Source organism: Paraburkholderia sp. J67, assembly GCF_905220265.1.
In the GTDB taxonomy this organism is placed as follows: domain Bacteria; phylum Pseudomonadota; class Gammaproteobacteria; order Burkholderiales; family Burkholderiaceae; genus Paraburkholderia.
The window spans coordinates 1-18,611 of sequence record NZ_CAJMZK010000022.1; the positions used below are offsets into that span (position 1 = coordinate 1).

General features: G+C 64.7%; 15 protein-coding genes. 10 read left to right on the plus strand and 5 right to left on the minus strand.

Going from position 1 to position 18,611, the window contains the following annotated elements:
• Positions 1-25 precede the first annotated feature (25 nt).
• Positions 26-943, minus strand: coding sequence for a LysR family transcriptional regulator (locus tag U5782_RS29775; protein ID WP_322047451.1), 918 nt, complete (start codon positions 941-943; stop codon positions 26-28).
• A gap of 201 nt (positions 944-1,144) precedes the next feature.
• On the opposite strand from U5782_RS29775, the gene bla reads away from it, so the two are divergent.
• A complete protein-coding gene (gene bla / locus U5782_RS29780) occupies positions 1,145-1,999 on the plus strand; it encodes a class A beta-lactamase (RefSeq protein WP_322047452.1) in 855 nt (284 codons plus the stop codon).
• A 36-nt stretch (positions 2,000-2,035) separates the two neighbouring features.
• A complete protein-coding gene (locus tag U5782_RS29785; protein WP_322047453.1) occupies positions 2,036-3,526 on the plus strand; it encodes a hypothetical protein in 1,491 nt (496 codons plus the stop codon).
• 265 nt (positions 3,527-3,791) lie between these two features.
• On the opposite strand, the gene U5782_RS29790 is transcribed toward U5782_RS29785, so the two are convergent.
• The 3 genes from U5782_RS29790 to U5782_RS29800 all read right to left on the minus strand — a co-directional run bounded on the left by U5782_RS29790 (position 3,792) and on the right by U5782_RS29800 (position 7,182).
• Entirely contained in the window at positions 3,792-4,196 is a 405-nt protein-coding gene (locus U5782_RS29790; RefSeq protein WP_322047454.1) for a DUF934 domain-containing protein, read from the minus strand.
• Entirely contained in the window at positions 4,193-5,983 is a 1,791-nt protein-coding gene (locus U5782_RS29795) for a nitrite/sulfite reductase (protein ID WP_322047455.1), read from the minus strand. Before U5782_RS29795 ends, U5782_RS29790 begins: the two co-directional genes overlap by 4 nt.
• 146 nt (positions 5,984-6,129) lie before the next feature.
• Positions 6,130-7,182 (minus strand): LacI family DNA-binding transcriptional regulator, encoded by a 1,053-nt coding sequence (locus U5782_RS29800; protein ID WP_322047456.1) that lies wholly within the window; start codon positions 7,180-7,182, stop codon positions 6,130-6,132.
• Between the two features lie 88 nt (positions 7,183-7,270).
• Here U5782_RS29800 and U5782_RS29805 point away from each other — a divergent pair, with 88 nt between their 5' ends.
• The 8 genes from U5782_RS29805 to U5782_RS29840 all read left to right on the plus strand — a co-directional run bounded on the left by U5782_RS29805 (position 7,271) and on the right by U5782_RS29840 (position 17,266).
• Complete coding sequence (locus U5782_RS29805) at positions 7,271-8,467, plus strand: phytanoyl-CoA dioxygenase family protein (protein WP_322047457.1); 1,197 nt, start codon at positions 7,271-7,273, stop codon at positions 8,465-8,467.
• A gap of 53 nt (positions 8,468-8,520) precedes the next feature.
• Positions 8,521-8,970, plus strand: a complete 450-nt coding sequence (locus U5782_RS29810; protein ID WP_322047458.1) for a MarR family winged helix-turn-helix transcriptional regulator — start codon at positions 8,521-8,523, stop codon at positions 8,968-8,970.
• A gap of 28 nt (positions 8,971-8,998) precedes the next feature.
• Positions 8,999-9,316, plus strand: coding sequence for a hypothetical protein (locus U5782_RS29815; protein ID WP_322047459.1), 318 nt, complete (start codon positions 8,999-9,001; stop codon positions 9,314-9,316).
• Between the two features lie 172 nt (positions 9,317-9,488).
• Positions 9,489-10,547, plus strand: a complete 1,059-nt coding sequence (locus tag U5782_RS29820) for a ligase-associated DNA damage response exonuclease (RefSeq protein ID WP_322047460.1) — start codon at positions 9,489-9,491, stop codon at positions 10,545-10,547.
• A complete protein-coding gene (locus tag U5782_RS29825; protein ID WP_322047461.1) occupies positions 10,544-12,211 on the plus strand; it encodes an ATP-dependent DNA ligase in 1,668 nt (555 codons plus the stop codon). The genes U5782_RS29820 and U5782_RS29825 overlap by 4 nt, the downstream gene beginning before the upstream one ends.
• Entirely contained in the window at positions 12,208-14,802 is a 2,595-nt protein-coding gene (locus U5782_RS29830) for a ligase-associated DNA damage response DEXH box helicase (RefSeq protein WP_322047462.1), read from the plus strand. The genes U5782_RS29825 and U5782_RS29830 overlap by 4 nt, the downstream gene beginning before the upstream one ends.
• Positions 14,792-15,454 carry a ligase-associated DNA damage response endonuclease PdeM gene (gene pdeM, locus U5782_RS29835; protein ID WP_322047463.1) on the plus strand — a complete coding sequence of 221 codons (663 nt, stop codon included), beginning with the start codon at positions 14,792-14,794 and terminating at the stop codon, positions 15,452-15,454. Before U5782_RS29830 ends, pdeM begins: the two co-directional genes overlap by 11 nt.
• Positions 15,455-15,766: 312 nt before the next feature.
• On the plus strand, positions 15,767-17,266 hold the full coding sequence (locus U5782_RS29840) for a tail fiber protein (protein ID WP_322047464.1): 1,500 nt from the start codon (positions 15,767-15,769) through the stop codon (positions 17,264-17,266).
• A gap of 28 nt (positions 17,267-17,294) precedes the next feature.
• Here U5782_RS29840 and U5782_RS29845 read toward each other — a convergent pair whose 3' ends face one another.
• Positions 17,295-18,362 carry a glycosyltransferase family 2 protein gene (locus tag U5782_RS29845; protein WP_322047465.1) on the minus strand — a complete coding sequence of 356 codons (1,068 nt, stop codon included), beginning with the start codon at positions 18,360-18,362 and terminating at the stop codon, positions 17,295-17,297.
• Positions 18,363-18,611 lie beyond the last annotated feature (249 nt).

The window sequence follows — 18,611 nt, forward strand, 5'->3', positions numbered from 1 at the left end:
CACAACAAGAACCACGAAAAAAAACTCAAATAGAAGTTTTATTATGAGTCCGAGAATACTCCCTGGCGACAACAAGAAAGTGCTGCACCATTTCAGGCAAAGCGAGACTTCGCCGCCAGGCGATCCCAATATCGACAGTAGGCATATCGCCAAGAATCTTTCGCACTTCGAGCCGATCCCCATCGAGCGACCACGGTCGATAAAGCACATCGGGCAGAATGGAAAGCCCAGCCCCAGTGGCAACAAGACTGCGCACAGCCTCGACGGAAGCGGTCCGCATAACCGTATTGGGCCGCAACCCAGCGGCCCGCCAGAACGCGGTGGTGTTGTCCTCCAGCTCATCCACCTTCAGCATGATCATGCCTTCATTGGCGATCTCCTGGAGCGAGATGCTGCCGAGCCCACGCAGCGCATGATTGGCGGGCAGCCATAGCCGCCACGCAGCCTGAATGAGCGATTCGGTCTCGATCGCCTGACTGTTCTCCACATTCGAGACGATCAAAACGGCCACATCCAGCTCGCCATTGACGAGCAGATGCTCGATGTAATCGCGCTGATCCTCGATCACCTGCACTTCGACCTTTGGATAAACACGCTTGTAGTGATCGAGCAGATAAGGCAAAAAGTAGCCCGTCATGAGGCTCGTGACGCCAACGTTCAGACGCCCGGTCCTGGCATCGGGCCGCGCGGACAGCGCCTGCTGCGCATTGCGCACCGCTGCGAGGATCTGATGGGCGTGACGCAGGAACTGATGCCCCGCATGCGTGAGCACCATGCCGCGCGCATGGCGCACGAAGAGCTGAGCGCCCAGCTCGCTCTCCAGTCCCTTGATGGCTTCGGTGATGACCGACTGCGAGATATTGAGCGTCTGCGTCGCGCCGGTGACCGATTCGGCTTCGGCGACGGCAATGAAGTAACGCACGCTCTTGACGGAAAGGCTCATGCGGGGCGAACTGGCGATCGGGTTTTGGGATGAGCGAAGTATAGCCCGCGCAGGCGATTGCCCATCGAGTTCAAATCCATGCGTTTTGGGTCCAGTCTTTCAGGCCGGCGGCTTTCGTGTGACCATATTCATCGCCTCGTTTGGCCCATCGAATAGAACCCGGACAATTCAGTGACTCATTCGCCTACCCGCCGTAGCTTGATGATTGGTTTATCCCTGCTTGCGGGCGCGGCCGTTACGCCCCGTGTCTTTGCAACCGAGGCTTCGCCGCTAGCCGATCTAGCCGATATCGAGCGTCTCCACGGCGGGCGTCTCGGCGTCTATGCCCTCAATACGGGCTCCGGCCGCACGCTCGAGCATCGCGCCGATGAGCGTTTCCTGATGTGCAGCACCTTCAAGGGCCTGCTCGCGGCGCAGGTGCTCGCGCGCGTCGATGCGGGCACCGAACAGCTCGATCGCCTCGTGCGTTACACGGCGCAGGACCTTATTTTCACGTCGCCGGTCACCAAGGCGAACGTCGCGCGCGGCGCGTTGCCGGTCAGCGCGCTCTGCCAGGCGATCGTCGAACAAAGCGATAACACCGCCGCGATCCTGCTGATGCGCAGCGTAGGCGGTCCCGCCGCCCTGACGCAATTCATGCGGAAAATCGGCGACAGCGTGACGCGCTCAGATCGCTATGAGCCGGATTCGAACCGGTACAGCGGCGTGCTCGATACCACGACGCCGCGCGCGATAACGTCGGCGGCGCGAGCCGTGCTGTTGGGCGATGTGCTGAGCGAGGCGTCGCGCTCGCAACTCGAGCGCTGGATGGTCGCCTGCAAGCCGGGCCTCAATCGCCTGCGCGCCGTCTTGCCCGCCGACTGGCAGGCCGGGGATCGACCCGGCACGAGCGTCGAGGAGGAGACCAACGATTACGCGCTCGTGCGTCCGCCCGGCCGCGCGCCTTTGCTGGTTGCCGCGTACTACGATGCGCCCGCCGTCAGCATGGATGCGCGCGAGGCGGTGTTGCGCGAAGCGGGCAAGGTGTTCGTGCAATGGGCCACGGCGCAGGTGTGATGCGCGTCGTTTCGCGCACGCCCGGTGGCGCGCGCAATGCCCCATTCGAAACCGTCATCAAGGGAGGCCAGTCTGGACATCACGCTCGCATCGAAACCGCGAACGCCGCTCGCCTGGTATCGCGCATCGTTTCCCTACGCCGAGGCGTTGGCGGTCGGCGCGCTCGTGCTGTTCGTGCCCGCGGTATTGAACGATCCCGATAGCTGGTGGCATGTGGCGGCGGGCACGTGGATGCTCGCGCACCTGAGTGTGCCGCCGGTCGATCCGTTCTCGTTCTCGATGGCCGGGCAGCCGTGGGTGGCGCACGAATGGCTGGCCGAAGTGCTGATGGCGCTCGCCTGGCGCGCGGGAGGCTGGAGCGGGGTGGTCGCGTTGTTCGGCGCGGCGGCAGCGCTGATGACCGGTTGCCTCGCGCGTTATCTCGCACGGCATTTGCGTCCGCTGGCTGCGACCGTGGTGCTGCTGATCGGCGTATCGTGCGTCGGGCCGAGCCTGCTCGCACGGCCGCATCTGCTCGCGCTGGCGCTTCTCGTGCCCTGGTTGACCTCGCTATTGAGTGCGCAGGAAAGACGCGAGCCGCCGCCCTGGTCGCTGCTTCTGCTGATGGTGGTCTGGGCGAATCTGCACGCCAGTTTTATCTTCGGCCTCGCGCTGATCGTGCCGATCGCGCTGGATGCGGTGGTTGATGCACTGCGCAGCGCGGATCAAAAAAGCGCGCACGCCTGGCGCGTTGCACGCGGCTGGGCGCTGTTTCTTGCTGCGGCGCTGGTGGCGGCGCTGATCACGCCGCACGGTATCGAGGGCTTTCGTTTCCCGTTTCAACTGGCTGGCATGAAGCATGTCGTGAGCATCGGCGAATGGCGGCCGCTCGATCTGCACAAGCTGCATCAGATCGAGATCGGGCTCGTGGCGCTTGCGTATGTCGTCGTCACGCGGCGCGTGCGGATAGCGTTGCCGCGTGGGCTGATCGTCGCGGGGCTGGCGTGGCTTGCGTTTGCGCATGGGCGTCACGAGATGCTGGCGGGCATCGTCGGGGCGGCGGTGCTGGCCGAGCCGCTGGGCCGTGCGTTCGGTAGCACGCCGCAGGATCCTGCGCGCCTGTCATGGCGCGCGGCGGCATGCTGGATCGTTTGCGCTGTCTTGCTGCTGACGCTGCGCTTCGCGAATCCGGTCGTGCGCGGCGACAGTCCCACTTCACCCGTTTCCGCGCTTGCGCACGTGCCGGCCAGCCTGCTCGACGAGCCCGTGTTCAACAGCTATGAATTCGGCGGCTATCTGATCTTCCAGCATGTCAGGCCGTTTATCGACGGGCGCGCCGATATGTATGGCGACGCATTCATGTTCGCGTATCTCGATGCGATGAGGTCCGACCGCGCGGCGTTCGAGCGTCTCGTGCAGCAGTACCGCATTCGCTGGGCGTTGCTCGATGCGCGCAGCGGTATCGCCGGGATGATCGCGACGCTGCCGGATTGGCGACGGCTTTATGCGGATGGGACGGCGCAAGTCTACGTTCGCACCTTGCCGTAGATATCGCTCGCAGCATCGGCGAATGCAAATGATCCGGATGATCGAGCCTATCGGCGACGAGATGCAGCGAGTCCTCCATCGCGAGCACGTCGCCTGGTCCACCCAGGCAGATTCGCACGGCGTTGGGCGGATCGCCGTCGGTGCTGATGCCGCGCCGATCACGAGGGGCTATCGCACTGGTGCTCGATCACACGTGCTTCGGACGGCAAGCGCATCGCCGATACCGTGACGCACAAGCGCTGGTCGCATGAGTGAGACGTGGTGCTCAGTCTCCGTTGTGCGGAGCCTTTCGCCACGGCGCGGTATTGAGCGCATCGGCCTGATAGAACGACTCGAAGCGTTCAAGCTGGCGCTGCGCTTCGTCTCGATCGACGCCTTCGGCCAGCACCGCGCTGGAGAAACCCGTGCGTTCCATCTGCAACAACTGGTCGGCGAGGACGTCGCCTGTTGCACGCAGGTCACCCTTGAAGCCGAGACGCCGCCGCACGAGATAGGCCTGGCTGAACGCGCGTCCATCGGTGAAGGCGGGAAAGTGCAGTTCCACACGCACGGCATTGGCGATGGCAAGCGCATGGGCGAGCGGATCGGCATCGTTCGGCAAGGCGAGGATAGCGTCGCCCGTATCGACGGCATGATCGCGCGCGCTCAATAGACGGATGCGTGGCTTCATGCGATGGCCTCCGCCGTTGCACGCGCCGTGTCGGCAGCCGCCTTGAACGGATCGAGCCCTACGCGCCGCACGGTTTCGATAAAGGTTTCGCAGCGCTCGCCGCATGGCTCGCGCAAAGCGAGATATTGCGTCAGCACGGCTTCCACCGCATCGCACACTTCATGCGCCGCGAACGACGGCCCGATCACCTTGCCGGGCCGCGCCTCGCCGCTGCGTGCAGAACCGTCCGCGCCGCCGAGCGTGATCTGATACCACTCCGCGCCATCCTTATCGACGCCGAGAATGCCGATATGGCCGCTGTGATGATGGCCGCACGAGTTGATGCAGCCGCTGATATGCAGGTCGATTTCGCCGATGTCGTTGAGCTCGTCGAGGTCCTGGTAGCGCTGCGTGATGCGCTCGGCGATGGGTAGCGAACGCGCATTGGCGAGCGCGCAAAAGTCGCCGCCGGGGCAGGCGATCATGTCGGTGAGCAGATGAACGTTGGCGCTCGCGAGTTGCTCTGCCACGGCCGCGCGCCAGAGCGCGAGCAGATCGTCGGCGTGGACCCACGGCAGCACGATGTTCTGCGTGTGCGTGACGCGCGCCTCGCCGCAGGAAAAGCGTTCGGCGAGATCGGCCACGCGTTCCAGTTGTTCGGCGGAGGCGTCGCCCGGCGCCTGCAAGAGACGCTTGAACGAGAGCGTAACGACCCGCAGTGAAGGCTCGCGATGCGGCGCGACGTTGCGTTCGAGCCAGCGCGCGAATTGCGGTGTGCGTGCGGCTTCGTCAACGAGCGCCTGCGCGGCCGCCGGGTCGACGTTGCGCCGCGCAGCCGCCTGGGCCGGTACTTCGAAATACGCGCTCACGCGTTCGAGTTCGGCGTCGGGAATCGTATGTGGGCCGCCATCGCATTCGACGATCTGGCGGAACTCCTCTTCCACTTCGTCGATAAAGCGTTGGCCCTCGGCCTTCACGAGTATCTTGATGCGCGCCTTGTATTTGTTGTCGCGGCGGCCAAACTGGTTGTACACGCGCACCACGGCTTCGAGGTAATTCATGATGTGCCGCCACGGCAGGCATTCGCGCAGCACCACGCCGATGAGCGGCGTGCGTCCCATGCCGCCACCCACCGCCACGCGAAAGCCTAACTCGCCTTGCGCGTTGCGCACGAGGCGCAGGCCCACGTCGTGCCAGTCGGTCGCGGCGCGGTCCTCGGTAGCGCCGCTGATGGCGATCTTGAACTTGCGCGGCAGATACGCGAACTCGGGATGCAGCGTGGTCCACTGGCGCATGATCTCGGCGAAGGGGCGCGGGTCCGCGATCTCGTCGGGCGCGACGCCGGCACGCTCGTCGCAGGAGATATTGCGGATGCAGTTGCCACTCGTCTGGATGCCGTGCATATCGACGGTGGCGAGCAGGTCCATCACGTCGGCGGCTTTGGCGAGCGGAATCCAGTTGAACTGCACGTTGGTGCGCGTCGTGAAGTGCGCATGGTGCGTGGGCAGATGCGTGGTGCCGAGCTTGCGCTGCGCGTCGAGCGCGCTGCGGTAGACCTCGGTTTCCGGCTCGTCGTACTCGCGCGCGACGCGCGCCAGCACGCGCAATTGCGCGCTCGACAGCTCGCCATACGGCACCGCGACGCGCAGCATCGGCGCATGGCGCTGCACGTACCAGCCGTTTTGCAGACGCAGGGGACGGAACGCATCTTCGCTGAGCGTGCCGCTTTGCCAGCGCCCGATCTGGTCGCGAAACTGCGCGGCGCGGTTCGCGACGAAGGCTTTGTCGAATTCGTTGTAGCGATACATGATGACTGCGGGAAGGCGCGGGTGCCGGCGTGGTGGGATCGCCAACGGTATCGCGGCCAGCCTCGCGCTCCAAGCAGCAGTCGTTGCAAAAACGGGCGCAGCAGAGCGTTTTTTTGCGTGCGCCGGTCAGGTTTGCGCCGGCCTGTCTAACTGGCGCTCATGCCGAAGCGCCGCTCCACATAGGGCGGAATATTGGCGGGCGTGACGACGACCACCGACGACGCATCGCCAATCGCGGAAGCCGGCAAGAGCTTGTGGAAATGCAGGATCTGGTGACAGGCGTTGCGCAAGTCCTGGCGCAGATCGTGATGCAGGACCGCGCTGATCCGGGCTTCGCGCAGCAGGCGCACGTTGTCGCGGTCCAGATCGTGGGCAATGAAGCAGCGCGGCGATTTGCCCGCGGCTTCGAGCGCACGCAGGATCGCGAGGTTGCCGCCGCCCATCGAATACACCGCCGCGATGGCGCGCTTTCTGCCGATGGCCTCGCGCACGCGCGCCTCGGTCTGCGCGTCGAGCCCGTGTCCGCCACTGGCGTCCACGAGCGTCAGCTTCGGACACTGCTGGCGCAACGCGTCGCGAAAGCGCTCGCGTCGATCTTCTTCGCCGCGAAAGCGGTCGTCGCTCATCGTGACGAGCACGTTGCCTTGCGGCGGCGTGAGCCATTGGCCGATGAGCCAGGCCGCCGTCGCGCCCGCCATGCGATTGTCCAGGCCCGCATACGCGATGCGCGCCGAGCGCGGAATGTCCGTGAAAATGGTCACGACGGGAATGCCGCGTTGCTGCAACGCGTCGATTGCTTGCGCGGTTTCGGGCACGTCGCGCGCCTTGAGCAGCACGCCGTGGCTGCCGCGCCGCGCGACGGCTTCGAGCGCCTCCACCACCTGGGCGGTGGTCATGGTCTCCTGCATCGCGAAGCGTGGCCTGAACACGGCCGGGCGCAGCGCGGGCAACTCCGATTCGAACGCTTCCCGAATCTCGTCGCCAAAGCGCGCGGGCGCTTCCACCAGCACATCGACGACCAGCTTGCGGCCCGTGATCGCCAGTTGAAACTGCTGTCGCTCCAGTTCCTTGATCGCGTGCTGAACCCGCTGGCGCGTGCGCTCGTGCACGTTGGCCCGGCCGTGCAGCACGCGGTCCACGGTGGCGAGGCCGACACCCGCTTGCAGGGCGATTTCCTTCATCGGAAAACGGTGCGTCATGGCCACGCCAGTTGAGGTGTTTTTGAGGTGTTCATGGTAACGCAGCGCAGGCGAACGGCGGTATCTTCGCTGTACAACAGGAGACGCCATGAACCCGCAACGCCCCCAACAGGAAGCGCACCGGCGCAGCCGCCACTATCGCGAAGAAGAGTGCTCGCTGAGCGATTTCATCGACGTGTTGCAGCGCGATCGCGAGGCGTTCCCGCCCTCGCATGCGGACAGCGTTTGCCAGCAGGTGCCGCTTTACGACTGTTCGGCATTGCGCAGCGTGCTGGACGACGCGGCGCGCCGCACGGCGTTGCAGGACGAATGGGCCGATGTGCTCGAACACGGCGCGGGCGTGCTCGTGCTCAAACGCGCCTACGCTGACACCACGCCCATCGACGAAGCCACGGCCGTATTCGAGGCGATCATCCACGACGAGCGCGCCGCGGGCAGCGCAGCCGCCGATCATTTCGCCAAGGCGGGCGCGAACGATCGCATCTGGAACGCGCAGCAGAAGCTTTGCCTGCGCGCGCCCGAGGTATTCGCGCGCTATTACGCGAATGCGTGGCTGCTGGCGGCCTCCGAGGCCTGGCTTGGGCCGTGCTATCAGATGACGGCGCAGGTCAACGTCGTGCGGCCGGGTGGTGCGGCGCAGCAGGCGCATCGCGACTATCACCTCGGGTTTCAGACGGCGGAGCAGGTGCAGCGCTATCCGTCGCAGGTGCATGCGATGTCGCCGTTTCTCACGCTGCAAGGCGCGGTCGCGCATAGCGATATGCCGGTCGAGAGCGGGCCAACGAAACTGCTGCCGTATTCGCAGCGCTACGCGCAGGGCTATCTGGCGTGGCGGCGTCAGGACTTCCGCAATTATTTCGAGGCGCAGCAGGTGCAATTGCCGCTGGAGAAGGGCGATGTGATCTTCTTCAGTCCCGCGTTATTTCACGCTGCGGGAGAGAACCGCACGGCCGACGTGCAGCGTATGGCGAATCTGTTGCAGGTTTCGTCGGCGTATGGGCGGGCGATGGAGTCGCTCGATCGCGCAGCGATGTGCGAAACGCTTTATCCCGTGCTGATGGAACAGGTCGCGCGCGGCGGTTTGACGGAGGCCGAAATCGACGCCGTGATTGCTTCGTGCGCCGAGGGCTATCCGTTCCCGACCAACCTCGACAGCGATCCGCCGCTAGGTGGACTCGCGCCCGAAAACCAGCAGGCGCTGTTCGCGCGCGCATTGCACGAAAGGTGGAATCACGACGCGTTTGTCGCGGCGATCCGGCAGCAGGCCGGGGGACGGGAGCCCTAGAATATCAACAGTTTATATGTACAGTTTAGCTGTAGATATGTTAGGGTTCGGCCATGAACCGTTCCTCGTCTTCCGAACCCGTCGATCTCGCCGCGCTCGCCGGCGAGTTACGTGTTTCCGTCGGCAAATTGCTGCGCCGCGTGCGCGAGCATTCGCAATCCGACGACCTGACATCCGCGCAAAAGTCCGTGCTCCTGCAACTGGAGCGTAGCGGCCCGGCCACTGTGTCGGCATTGGCTCGCGCGGAGGGCGTGAAACCGCAATCCATGCGCATCACGGTGGCGGCGCTCGAAGCCCTCGGCGCGGTCAAAGGCCGTGCCGACCCCGACGACGGCCGCAAAACCCTCATTGACCTCACGCCCCGCTTCCGCAAGACGCTGGCGGCGCGCCGTGCGGCCAAGGAGGACTGGCTCATTCGCGCCTTGCAGGCGCAGCTATCCGGCGAGGAGCAGGCGCAACTCGCCGCCACGGTGGGACTGCTGCAACGTCTCGCGGACTTCTGATCTCACCCTGAAAGGAGAAACGTCTGAGATGGACGGGTTGCATAGTGTTGCGTACTTCTTTGGTGGCGCTTTTCTCTCGAACGCCGTCCCGCATTTCGTTCGTGGCGTGACGGGGCAGCCGTTTCAGAGCCCCTTTGCGAGCCCGCCGGGCAAAGGCTTGTCTTCGTCGACGGTCAATGTCGTGTGGGGTTTTTTCAATCTGGTCGTGGCCTGGCTGCTGGTTTGCCATGTGGGCGATTTCACGCTCAAGGCGACGGGCGATGTCGCGCCGTTCGGCGTCGGCATGCTGGCGATGGGCCTGTTCATGGCCCGGCACTTTGGCAGCCTGCACGGCGGTAACCGCTAGCAAAAAATTACATTCATCGGACGATGCGCTGTGCCGCGCTTCGTCGCCTGCCGTGCCGCGAAGCGGGCACGGCTTTAGCTTCTGTGTTCCAGTTGACCCCTTCGAGTCCCAGGCAGCCGCATCGGCTAGACTCGATCCGCAGGGTCGCGCCGTCATCGACGAGTGGACACAGGTGGACAATTCCTCCGATCTGATCATCGCCCGCCCCGAAGGGCTCTACTGCCCGCCGGGCGGGTTTTATATCGACCCCTGGCGGCCGGTCGAGCGCGCCGTCATCACGCACGCGCACGCCGATCACGCGCGCTTTGGTCATACCCGTTATCTCACCGCGCAGGCGGGCCTGGGCGTGCTGCTCTCGCGCCTGCCCGGCATCGACGTGCAGGGCGTGGCGTACGGCGAAGCGATCGACATCAATGGCGTGCGCGTGTCGCTGCATCCGGCCGGGCATGTGCTGGGTTCTTCGCAGGTGCGGGTCGAGCATGCCGGGCGCGTGTGGGTGGCGTCGGGCGACTACAAGGTCGAGCCTGATCCGACCTGCGCGCCGTTCGAGCCCGTTCGCTGCGATACCTTCATCACGGAATCCACCTTCGGCTTGCCCATTTATCGCTGGGAGCCGTCGCAAACCGTTTTCGACGGCGTCGACGCCTGGTGGCAGCACAACGCCGCGCAAGGGCGTGCGTCGGTGCTGTTCTGCTATGCGTTCGGCAAGGCGCAACGTGTGCTGGCGGGCGTGAATCGCGGCATCGGCCCGATTTTTTGTCACGGCGCGGTCGAGCCCTTGAACCGCGCGTATCGTGAGGCCGGGATCGATTTGCCCGCGACGCGTCTCGTGAGCGAAATTCCCGCACGCGACAAGACTGCGTTCGGCCAGGCGCTCGTCATCGCGCCGCCCTCTGCGCAAGGCAGTCCATGGATGCGGCGCTTTGGCGACTACAGCGATGCCTTTGCTTCGGGCTGGATGCGCCTGCGCGGCGCGCGCCGCCGACGCGGCGTGGATCGCGGTTTCGTGCTCTCGGATCACGCCGACTGGCCCGGTTTGCAGTACGCCATCGGCGCAAGCGGGGCCCAGCGCGTGATCGTCACGCACGGCCAGATCGAGCCGATGGTGCGCTGGCTCACGGAACAGGGCCTCGATGCCGGTGCCTTCACGACCGAATACGGCGACGAGGCGATCGAAGCCGATGCCGATGCCGCAGCATCCGCGGCGCAGCCGGAAGGTGAGGCGCGATGAAACGCTTCGCGGCGCTCTATACGGCGCTGGACGCGACGACGTCCACCAACGACAAACTCGACGAATTAATCGCGTATTTTTCTAGCGCCGCGCCCGAGGACGCCGCCTGGGCCTCGTACTTCCTCGCGGGCGGCAAACCGCGCCAGTCGGTGCCCACGCGGCTGCTGGTGGAATGCGCGCGAGAGCGCGCCGGTTTGCCGGCGTGGCTCTTCGAGGAGTCGTATCAAGCCGTCGGCGATCTCGCCGAGACCATTGCGCATGTGCTGCCGCCTGCATCGCACGAAACGGAACTGGGCCTCGCGCAATGGATCGAGTCGCGCGTGCTGACTTTGCGCGGTGCCGATCCGCTCGCGCTGCGCGAGCGCCTGCTGGGCTACTGGGACGAGTTGAACTGGGGCGAGCGCTTCCTGCTCACGAAGCTCATCGGCGGCGGTTTTCGCGTGGGCGTGTCGCGGCAACTCGTCGTGCGCGCGCTCGCGCGCGTGGCGGGCGTCGATCACAAGCGCATTGCGCAGCGCATGGTCGGATGGACCGACTCGCGTCAGGCGCCCAGCGCCGCGCGCTATCTGCGGCTGATCGCGCCCGAGGCGCAAGGCGATGAGGTTGAGACGCCACATGAGAGCGATATCGGCTTGCCGTACCCGTTCTTCCTCGCGCATCCCTTGCAGGCGGACCCCGCGACGCTCGGGCCCACTACGGACTGGATCGCCGAATGGAAATGGGATGGCATTCGCGCGCAACTCGTCAAGCGCGCGGGGCGCGTCTGGGTCTGGTCGCGCGGCGAAGACCTCGTGACCGAGCGTTTCCCCGAACTCGTCGCGCTTGGCGAAGCCTTGCCCGACGGCACCGTGATCGACGGGGAAATCCTCGCGTGGGAGCGGGGCGCGGCCGCGCCGCTGCCGTTCGCGCGTTTGCAGCCGCGGATCACGCGCAAGTCGCTCACGAGGAAAGTGCTCAGTGACTCACCGGCTGCGCTGCTCGCCTACGATCTGCTCGAAGCGCAAGGGCGCGACCTGCGTACCGAGCCGTTAGAACAGCGGCGTGCCGGGCTCGATGCGCTGGCGCGGTCTTTGTCGCAGACGCTCGCGTCGGATATGTTGCGGATCTCGCCACGGGTCGATGCGCCCGACTGGCGCGCAATGGCCGCGCTGCGCGATCAAAGCCGGGCGCGCGGCGTCGAAGGGCTCATGCTCAAGGAGCGGACCTCGATGTACGGCGTTGGCCGTACCAAGGAGTCCGGAACATGGTGGAAGTGGAAGATCGATCCCTACTCGATCGACGCGGTGCTGCTCTACGCGCAACGTGGCCACGGTCGCCGTGCGAGTCTCTATACGGACTTCACCTTCGCGGTCTGGGACGAAGCGAATGGTGTGCGCACGCTCGTGCCGTTTGCCAAGGCCTATTCGGGCCTCACCGACGAGGAGATGCGCAAGGTCGATGCCGTCGTGCGCAAGACGACGATCGAGAAGTTCGGCCCGGTGCGCAGTGTGACGCCGACGCTCGTGTTCGAGATCGGCTTCGAAGGGATTCAGGCGAGCCCGCGCCATAAGTCGGGCATTGCGGTGCGCTTTCCGCGCATGCTGCGCTGGCGCACCGACAAGTCCATCGAGGACGCCGATACGCTCGATATGCTCAAAGGCTTTCTGAACGGGGCGCAGGCATGAGTACGCCGCGCGCGCGTCGCATCCCCCGCACGCGCGCAGCGCAAGCGAAACTCGACGCGGCGGCTGCTGAAGGGTTCAGGCCCGAGCCGTTCGACTGCGACCCCGCGAAGGCGGCCCTACCGATCGAGCAACGCATTGCGCAGTGGTTTGCTTCGCGAGGCTGGCTGCCGTTCGATTTTCAGCGGGACGTCTGGCGCGAAATCGCTCGCGGCGCGAGCGGGTTACTGCATGCCACCACCGGCGCGGGCAAAACGTGGGCCGTGTGGATCGGTGCGCTGGCGGCGTATGCGGACGAAGCTGGGAACGCGCGGCGCGCGCATTTGCCTGCACCGCTCACCGTACTCTGGATCACGCCGATGCGCGCCCTGGCCGCCGATAGCGCGCGTGCCTTGCAGGGCGCGGTGACGGAGATCGGCGCGCCTTGGACGGTCGGGCTGCGTACCGGCGACACGTCCTCCACGGAGCGCGCGCGGCAGAATCGCCTGATGCCCACGGCGCTCGTCACGACGCCCGAAAGCCTGTCGTTGATGCTCACGCGTGCGAACGCGCGCGAGGAACTGGCGCAGGTGCGACTGGTGGTGGTCGACGAATGGCATGAGTTGCTGGGCAACAAGCGCGGCACGCAGACGCAACTGGCGCTCGCGCGTCTCGCACATTGGCGGCCCGGCTTGCAGGTGTGGGGGCTCTCGGCGACGCTGGGCAATCTCGCGCTTGCGCATGATGCGCTGCTGCATTCGGTGCGCACGCCGCGCGTCGTTGTGCGCGGCGCGCAGCCCAAGACGCTCGTGGTCGACACGCTGATTCCCGAGACCATCGAGCGTTTTCCGTGGGGCGGCCATCTCGGCACGCGCCAGGTGGGCGCGGTTGCCGATGAAATCGATCAGGCGCAAAGCTCGCTCGTTTTTACCAACACGCGCTCGCAAGCTGAGATCTGGTATCGGGCGCTGCTGGAGCGGCGCCCGGAATGGGCGGGCCTGATCGCGCTCCATCACGGCTCGCTCGACAAGGAAGTGCGCGATTGGGTCGAACTGGGCTTGAAGAATGGCCGGCTAAAAGTGGTGGTGTGCACATCGAGCCTCGATCTGGGTGTCGATTTTTTGCCCGTTGAGCGCGTGTTCCAGATTGGCTCGCCCAAGGGCGTCGCGCGGCTGATGCAGCGCGCGGGCCGCTCGGGTCATGCACCGGGTCGGACTTCGCGCGTTACCATCGTGCCGACCCACGCGCTCGAACTGGTCGAAGCGGCGGCCGCGCGCTGGGCCATCGAAACCGGGCATATCGAAGGCCGCGACATGCCGCTCAAGCCGCTCGACGTGCTCGTGCAGCATCTCGTGACCGTGGCGATCGGCGGCGGCTTCACGCCCGCGGCGATCTATGACGAAGTGCGCACGGCCTACGCGTATCGCGATCTCGCGCAAGCTGAATTCGACTGGGCGCTGGCCTTCGTCGAGCGCGGCGGCGCATCGCTTGCGGCCTATCCCGACTATCACCGCGTGATCGCCGATGAGGACGGCGTCTACCGCGTCCCGCGCGACGATCTCGTGCGGCGGCATCGGAATAATGTCGGCACAATCGTTGCGAATGCAACCATCAACGTTTCATATCTGACGGGCGGTCGTATCGGGACGATGGAGGAGGCGTTCATCTCGCGCCTGAAGCCGGGCGATGTGTTCACCTTCGGCGGCCGCTCGCTCGAACTCGTGCGCGTGCGCGATATGACCGCCTGGGTGCGGCGCGCGACGTCCTCGCGGGGCGCCATGCCTCAATGGGCGGGCAGCAAGATGCCCTTGTCGTCCGAGCTTGCGGATGCCGCGCTCGTGATGCTCGCGCGCGCGAACGACGGCAATTACGACGAACCGGAAATGCGCGCGATCAAGCCGTTGCTGAATCTGCAGGCGCGATGGTCGGCATTGCCTGGTCCCGGCGTGCTGGTCGCGGAGAGCGTGCGTTCGCGCGAAGGGCATCATTTTTTCTGCTACCCGTTCGCGGGACGTATGGCGCATGTTGGGCTCGGCGCGTTGATCGCCTGGCGCGTCGCGCGCGATCAGCCTGGTACGTTCTCGATTTCGATGAACGACTATGGTTTCGAATTGTTGTCTGCGCAACCGTTCGACTGGCAGACGTTGATCGACAACGGCTTGTTTGCACCGGACGAGCTTGAGCATGACATTCTGGCGAGTCTGAACGCGTCCGAACTCTCCGCGCGCCGCTTCAGGGAGATTGCGCGAGTGTCGGGTCTGGTGTTCCAGGGTCATCCCGGGCAACAGAAAAGCGCGCGTCAATTGCAGGCGTCCAGCAGTCTGTTTTACGAAGTGTTCCGCAAGCATGACCGCGAGAACCTGCTGCTCGCGCAAGCCGATCGCGAGGTCATGTTCCAGGAGCTGGAACTGGCGCGTATTCATGCGGCGCTCGTGCGCATGAGCGAGAGCCGGCTGGTGTTGACGCAGCCGAAGAAGCCTACGCCGTTCGCTTTTCCGCTGATCGTCGGACGTCTGCGTGAAAAAGTGACGACCGAGAAACTGGCCGATCGCGTCGAGCGCATGCTCGCCGAACTCGAAAAGGCCGCCCAACGCCAGGACAGTCATGAGCGCTGAAACGCTGACGATCGACGTAAAGGGCCATGCGCTGTTGCTCTCGGCTGCGCGCGCGGCGTTCGACCCGGCGCTCGGGAGCCTGTTCGTCGCGGATCTGCATCTGGGCAAGGACGCGGTGTTCCGTGCACGCGGCATTCCCGTGCCCGTGGGTTCGACGGGCGAAACGCTTGCGCGTCTGGACGGTTTGATCGCCACGCATCGGCCCCAGTCGATCGTCTTTCTCGGCGATCTGCTGCACGCGCGCGAATCGCATGCCGAAGAGGTGATGAGCGCGTTGCGTCGATGGCGCTTGAAGCATCGCGGCCTGCGCCTCGTGCTCGTCGAGGGCAATCACGACCGGCACGCGGGCGCGCTGGCGGCGGAGTTCGATGTGGAGCGGGTGATCGAACCCTATGGCATGGGGCCGTGGGCGCTTTGTCATCATCCGCAGACAGTCGAAGGCGCTTATGTGCTCGCGGGGCACGAACATCCGGTATTCCGCCTGGCGAGCGGCGTCGATCGCGTGCGACTGCCGTGCTTTCGGTTCGGGCGACGCACGGGCGTGTTGCCGGCTTTCGGGGCGTTTACCGGCGGCTTCGACGTGGGTGCGCGCGCAACGGATGTCGACGTCTATGTGGTGGCGGGGGAGCGGGTATGGCGCATCCCCAATTGATTAAAGCAAAGGCCATTCTCGAATCGGCAATACTTACCGCACAGGAAAGATTGGGTAAGTAAAGAAAAGTTTGTAATTTGCCGTAAACGGGGTGAATGGTCAGGGATCGCTTCAGATTCGCGCCGCAAACATTCTCCTCGCGTCCGCGGGATTCCCTTCAGACGGTTCGTACCTTTCCCTTTGGACGTGTCGTTGTCACGTCGACGACGCTACGTCCACACGGAGAGGAGGCGCTTTGCGTCTTCGAGAAACCTGACCATGTATTCGGCAAACCATTGCCGTTATCTAACGTGTTTGGGGACAAAAAAGAAAATGAAAAAGAGAATATCCGCCGTACTGATACCCGTTGCCGTCATGACGTTGTTTGCTGGCTGTGGTGGTGGCGGTTCGGGTTCCGGGACCGTTGCGCCCGCGACGATTAAAGGCGTCGCGGCGACGGGGGCGCCGATTGCCAACGCCGAAATCGATCTGAAATGCGCGAATGGAGAGGCATCGACCACGACGGCTGCCGATGGCTCGTGGTCCATCAGCACGGCTGGCCTCGTGTTGCCTTGTGTGGCGCGCGTCACGACGTCGACCGGCGTGGTGCTGCATTCCTATATCACGGGGCCTGGCACGACCAACGTCACGCCGTTTACCGAGCTTGTCACCGCGGGGATCGCGGGCACCGCCGACACGGATACGTTCTACCAGGACTTTTCCGCTGCCAGTGTGAATACGGCGAATGCGCAGGTTTCGACGGCGCTCTCCAATACGCGTCAATTGCTCGCCAATCTGGGCGTCGATACGAGTTCGCTCGATTTGATGAACCAGTCGTTCCAGCCGACCTCGGGCAATGCCTATGACGACGCGCTGGAATTGTTGAAGGCGCAACTTGCGGCGAAGTCCACCAACCTGACTACGGTGTCGCAGCAGTTGGTGAAAGGCAATACCGGGCCGACGGGCGCAACGGGCGCGACCGGCACGACGGGGCCGACCGGTTCGACGGGCTCGACGGGCTCGACGGGCTCGACGGGCTCGACGGGTGCCGCAGGGCCGACGGGAGCAACCGGCACGGCGGGCCTCGATGGCTCCGACGGTGCAACGGGGGCGACAGGTGCGACGGGGCCGCAGGGCATCCAGGGCGTGGTAGGGGCAACGGGCGCGACTGGCACGACCGGAGTTGCAGGGGCCACGGGCGCAACCGGCGCGCAGGGCATCCAGGGCGTGACGGGAGCCACGGGAGCCACGGGCGTGACCGGTGTGACCGGCGCAACGGGCCCGCAAGGGGCAACGGGCGCACAAGGCGTTCAGGGCACGACCGGCACCACCGGCACGACGGGAGCCACTGGTCCGCAGGGCATTCAGGGCAATGTGGGCGTAACAGGTGCAACGGGCGCAACGGGCCCCCAGGGTATCCAGGGCGTTCAAGGCGTCACGGGCGTCACGGGCGTCACGGGTGCAACGGGCGCGACGGGCGCAACCGGTTTTACAGGCGCAACGGGGCCGACTGGAGCAACGGGTGCAGTAGGTGCCACGGGCGCAACGGGGACGGTTTCCGGATTGGGCACGCCCGGCAGCGCGGCGGCGGGACAGGGCAGCGAGTGCACGTTGGGCACGGTCTGGCTGGTGGCCGGAACCGTGGGCGTCGGCGTGCCGGCAAATGGGCAATTGCTGCCAATCAGCCAATACGCGGCGCTTTTTAGTCTGCTAGGCACCATCTATGGCGGCGATGGCATTACGACGTTCGCGTTGCCGAATCTGGCCACGGTGACGCCGAACGGCTTGACCTACATGATTTGCGTGGAGGGCATCTATCCCTCGCGCAGCTAGCCGGCGGGGGCGTGAGGCGCCCCCTTCCTCACAGCCCGAAGAACGCCTTGTTCGCCACGATGCGACCAGCCTCTTCGGGCGGGAAAAAATTCTCCTCCAGCAGACGGCGCAACGCAACGCGCCCCTCTTCCACGGCCCCCGCATACCAGGCGGAGACGGCGAGTTCGTCCAGCATGCGCCAGCGATAAACGGACTCGTCGACGAACAGCGCATCCGCCGGCCGTGGCAGGGCGACGCCGCGTGACGCGAACAGATGGGCGAGCACATATTCGCCGCGTTGCCGGTGATAACGCGCGAGATGATAGAGCGGCTCCGCGCGGGTCGGTCGTGCCTGGAAAGCGTCCAGATAGGCGTCGATGATCTCACTGCGTGGAGCACCGTTCATCTCGATGAGTGAAGCGATCTGATACAGGCTGTACCACCGTTCTTCGTCCCATCCGTCCATCGCATGTCGTTCGCGATACGCGCGAATGCTGTCGGCAATACGCCCGGCGTCGCGGTAGCTCTGAGCGAGATAGAAGCGATAGCGCGTGTCGCCAGGGTTGTCGCGCACGGCCTGCTCGAGCACCTGGATGTCGCGCTCATAGGTTTGCGCGTCGCGCGCACGTGCGCCGTCGCGCGACACGACGATGGTCGCGTCCGGCAAATAGTCCCAGACGTGCGGCTCATTCTGAGTGAGGTATTCATGCAGGACCCCTTCCCAACGCCAGGGATCGCGGGTGGTCACGAGCGCGTTGCGCTGATAGTTCCAGTCGCCCAGGCTGCATGAAAAGCGATAGCCCGCTGCGCCGAGCGAGGGCCACGCGAATCCAGGCGGGACGGCGAGCGTTTCGTCGGCGTCGATAAAGAGCAGATAGTCCGCGTGCGGCTTAGCAAGGCTCATCGCCTCATTGCGATTGTGTGCGAAGTTTTTCCAGGGGCGTTCGTGGAGTTCGCCCGGAATGCCTGCCATGCATTCACGGATGATGTCCTGTGTGCCGTCGCCTGAACCCGTGTCGACGATCACCCAGTGATCGATCCAGGGCTTCACGGTGTCGAGGCATCGCCGGATGACCGGCGCCTCGTTCTTCACAATCATGTTCAGGCAGATTTTCATGGGGCTCGGGAATGGGCAAACGAATACGCGCTGACGCGTACTCTATATCGGAAAGCAAGGGCCAAAACTTTATCCCGTTGGCATTATTTTTTGAGCAAATGGCGCGAGTGCAAAGCGTCGATCGAGTGAATGCCGCATTGAATATGCGAACTGCGTCATGCGTATTGGGATGTCCTGCTAATTGCCTTGAATGACAACCATGCGACAGCGTTGTATCGGTCTCACGAAGAAATAAAAAAGAGGTTTGAC

What these genes read in the sequence shown, in the direction of transcription:
- U5782_RS29840 (WP_322047464.1), top strand. Translation starts at nt 15,767, where the DNA reads ATGAAAAAGAGAATATCCGCCGTACTGATACCCGTTGCCGTCATGACG.
- U5782_RS29815 (WP_322047459.1), top strand. Translation starts at nt 8,999, where the DNA reads ATGGACGGGTTGCATAGTGTTGCGTACTTCTTTGGTGGCGCTTTTCTC.
- U5782_RS29810 (WP_322047458.1), top strand. Translation starts at nt 8,521, where the DNA reads ATGAACCGTTCCTCGTCTTCCGAACCCGTCGATCTCGCCGCGCTCGCC.
- U5782_RS29800 (WP_322047456.1), bottom strand. Translation starts at nt 7,182, where the DNA reads ATGACGCACCGTTTTCCGATGAAGGAAATCGCCCTGCAAGCGGGTGTC.
- U5782_RS29775 (WP_322047451.1), bottom strand. Translation starts at nt 943, where the DNA reads ATGAGCCTTTCCGTCAAGAGCGTGCGTTACTTCATTGCCGTCGCCGAA.
- U5782_RS29805 (WP_322047457.1), top strand. Translation starts at nt 7,271, where the DNA reads ATGAACCCGCAACGCCCCCAACAGGAAGCGCACCGGCGCAGCCGCCAC.
- U5782_RS29790 (WP_322047454.1), bottom strand. Translation starts at nt 4,196, where the DNA reads ATGAAGCCACGCATCCGTCTATTGAGCGCGCGCGATCATGCCGTCGAT.
- U5782_RS29795 (WP_322047455.1), bottom strand. Translation starts at nt 5,983, where the DNA reads ATGTATCGCTACAACGAATTCGACAAAGCCTTCGTCGCGAACCGCGCC.
- U5782_RS29825 (WP_322047461.1), top strand. Translation starts at nt 10,544, where the DNA reads ATGAAACGCTTCGCGGCGCTCTATACGGCGCTGGACGCGACGACGTCC.
- U5782_RS29785 (WP_322047453.1), top strand. Translation starts at nt 2,036, where the DNA reads ATGCCCCATTCGAAACCGTCATCAAGGGAGGCCAGTCTGGACATCACG.
- bla (WP_322047452.1), top strand. Translation starts at nt 1,145, where the DNA reads ATGATTGGTTTATCCCTGCTTGCGGGCGCGGCCGTTACGCCCCGTGTC.
- U5782_RS29845 (WP_322047465.1), bottom strand. Translation starts at nt 18,362, where the DNA reads ATGAAAATCTGCCTGAACATGATTGTGAAGAACGAGGCGCCGGTCATC.
- U5782_RS29830 (WP_322047462.1), top strand. Translation starts at nt 12,208, where the DNA reads ATGAGTACGCCGCGCGCGCGTCGCATCCCCCGCACGCGCGCAGCGCAA.
- pdeM (WP_322047463.1), top strand. Translation starts at nt 14,792, where the DNA reads ATGAGCGCTGAAACGCTGACGATCGACGTAAAGGGCCATGCGCTGTTG.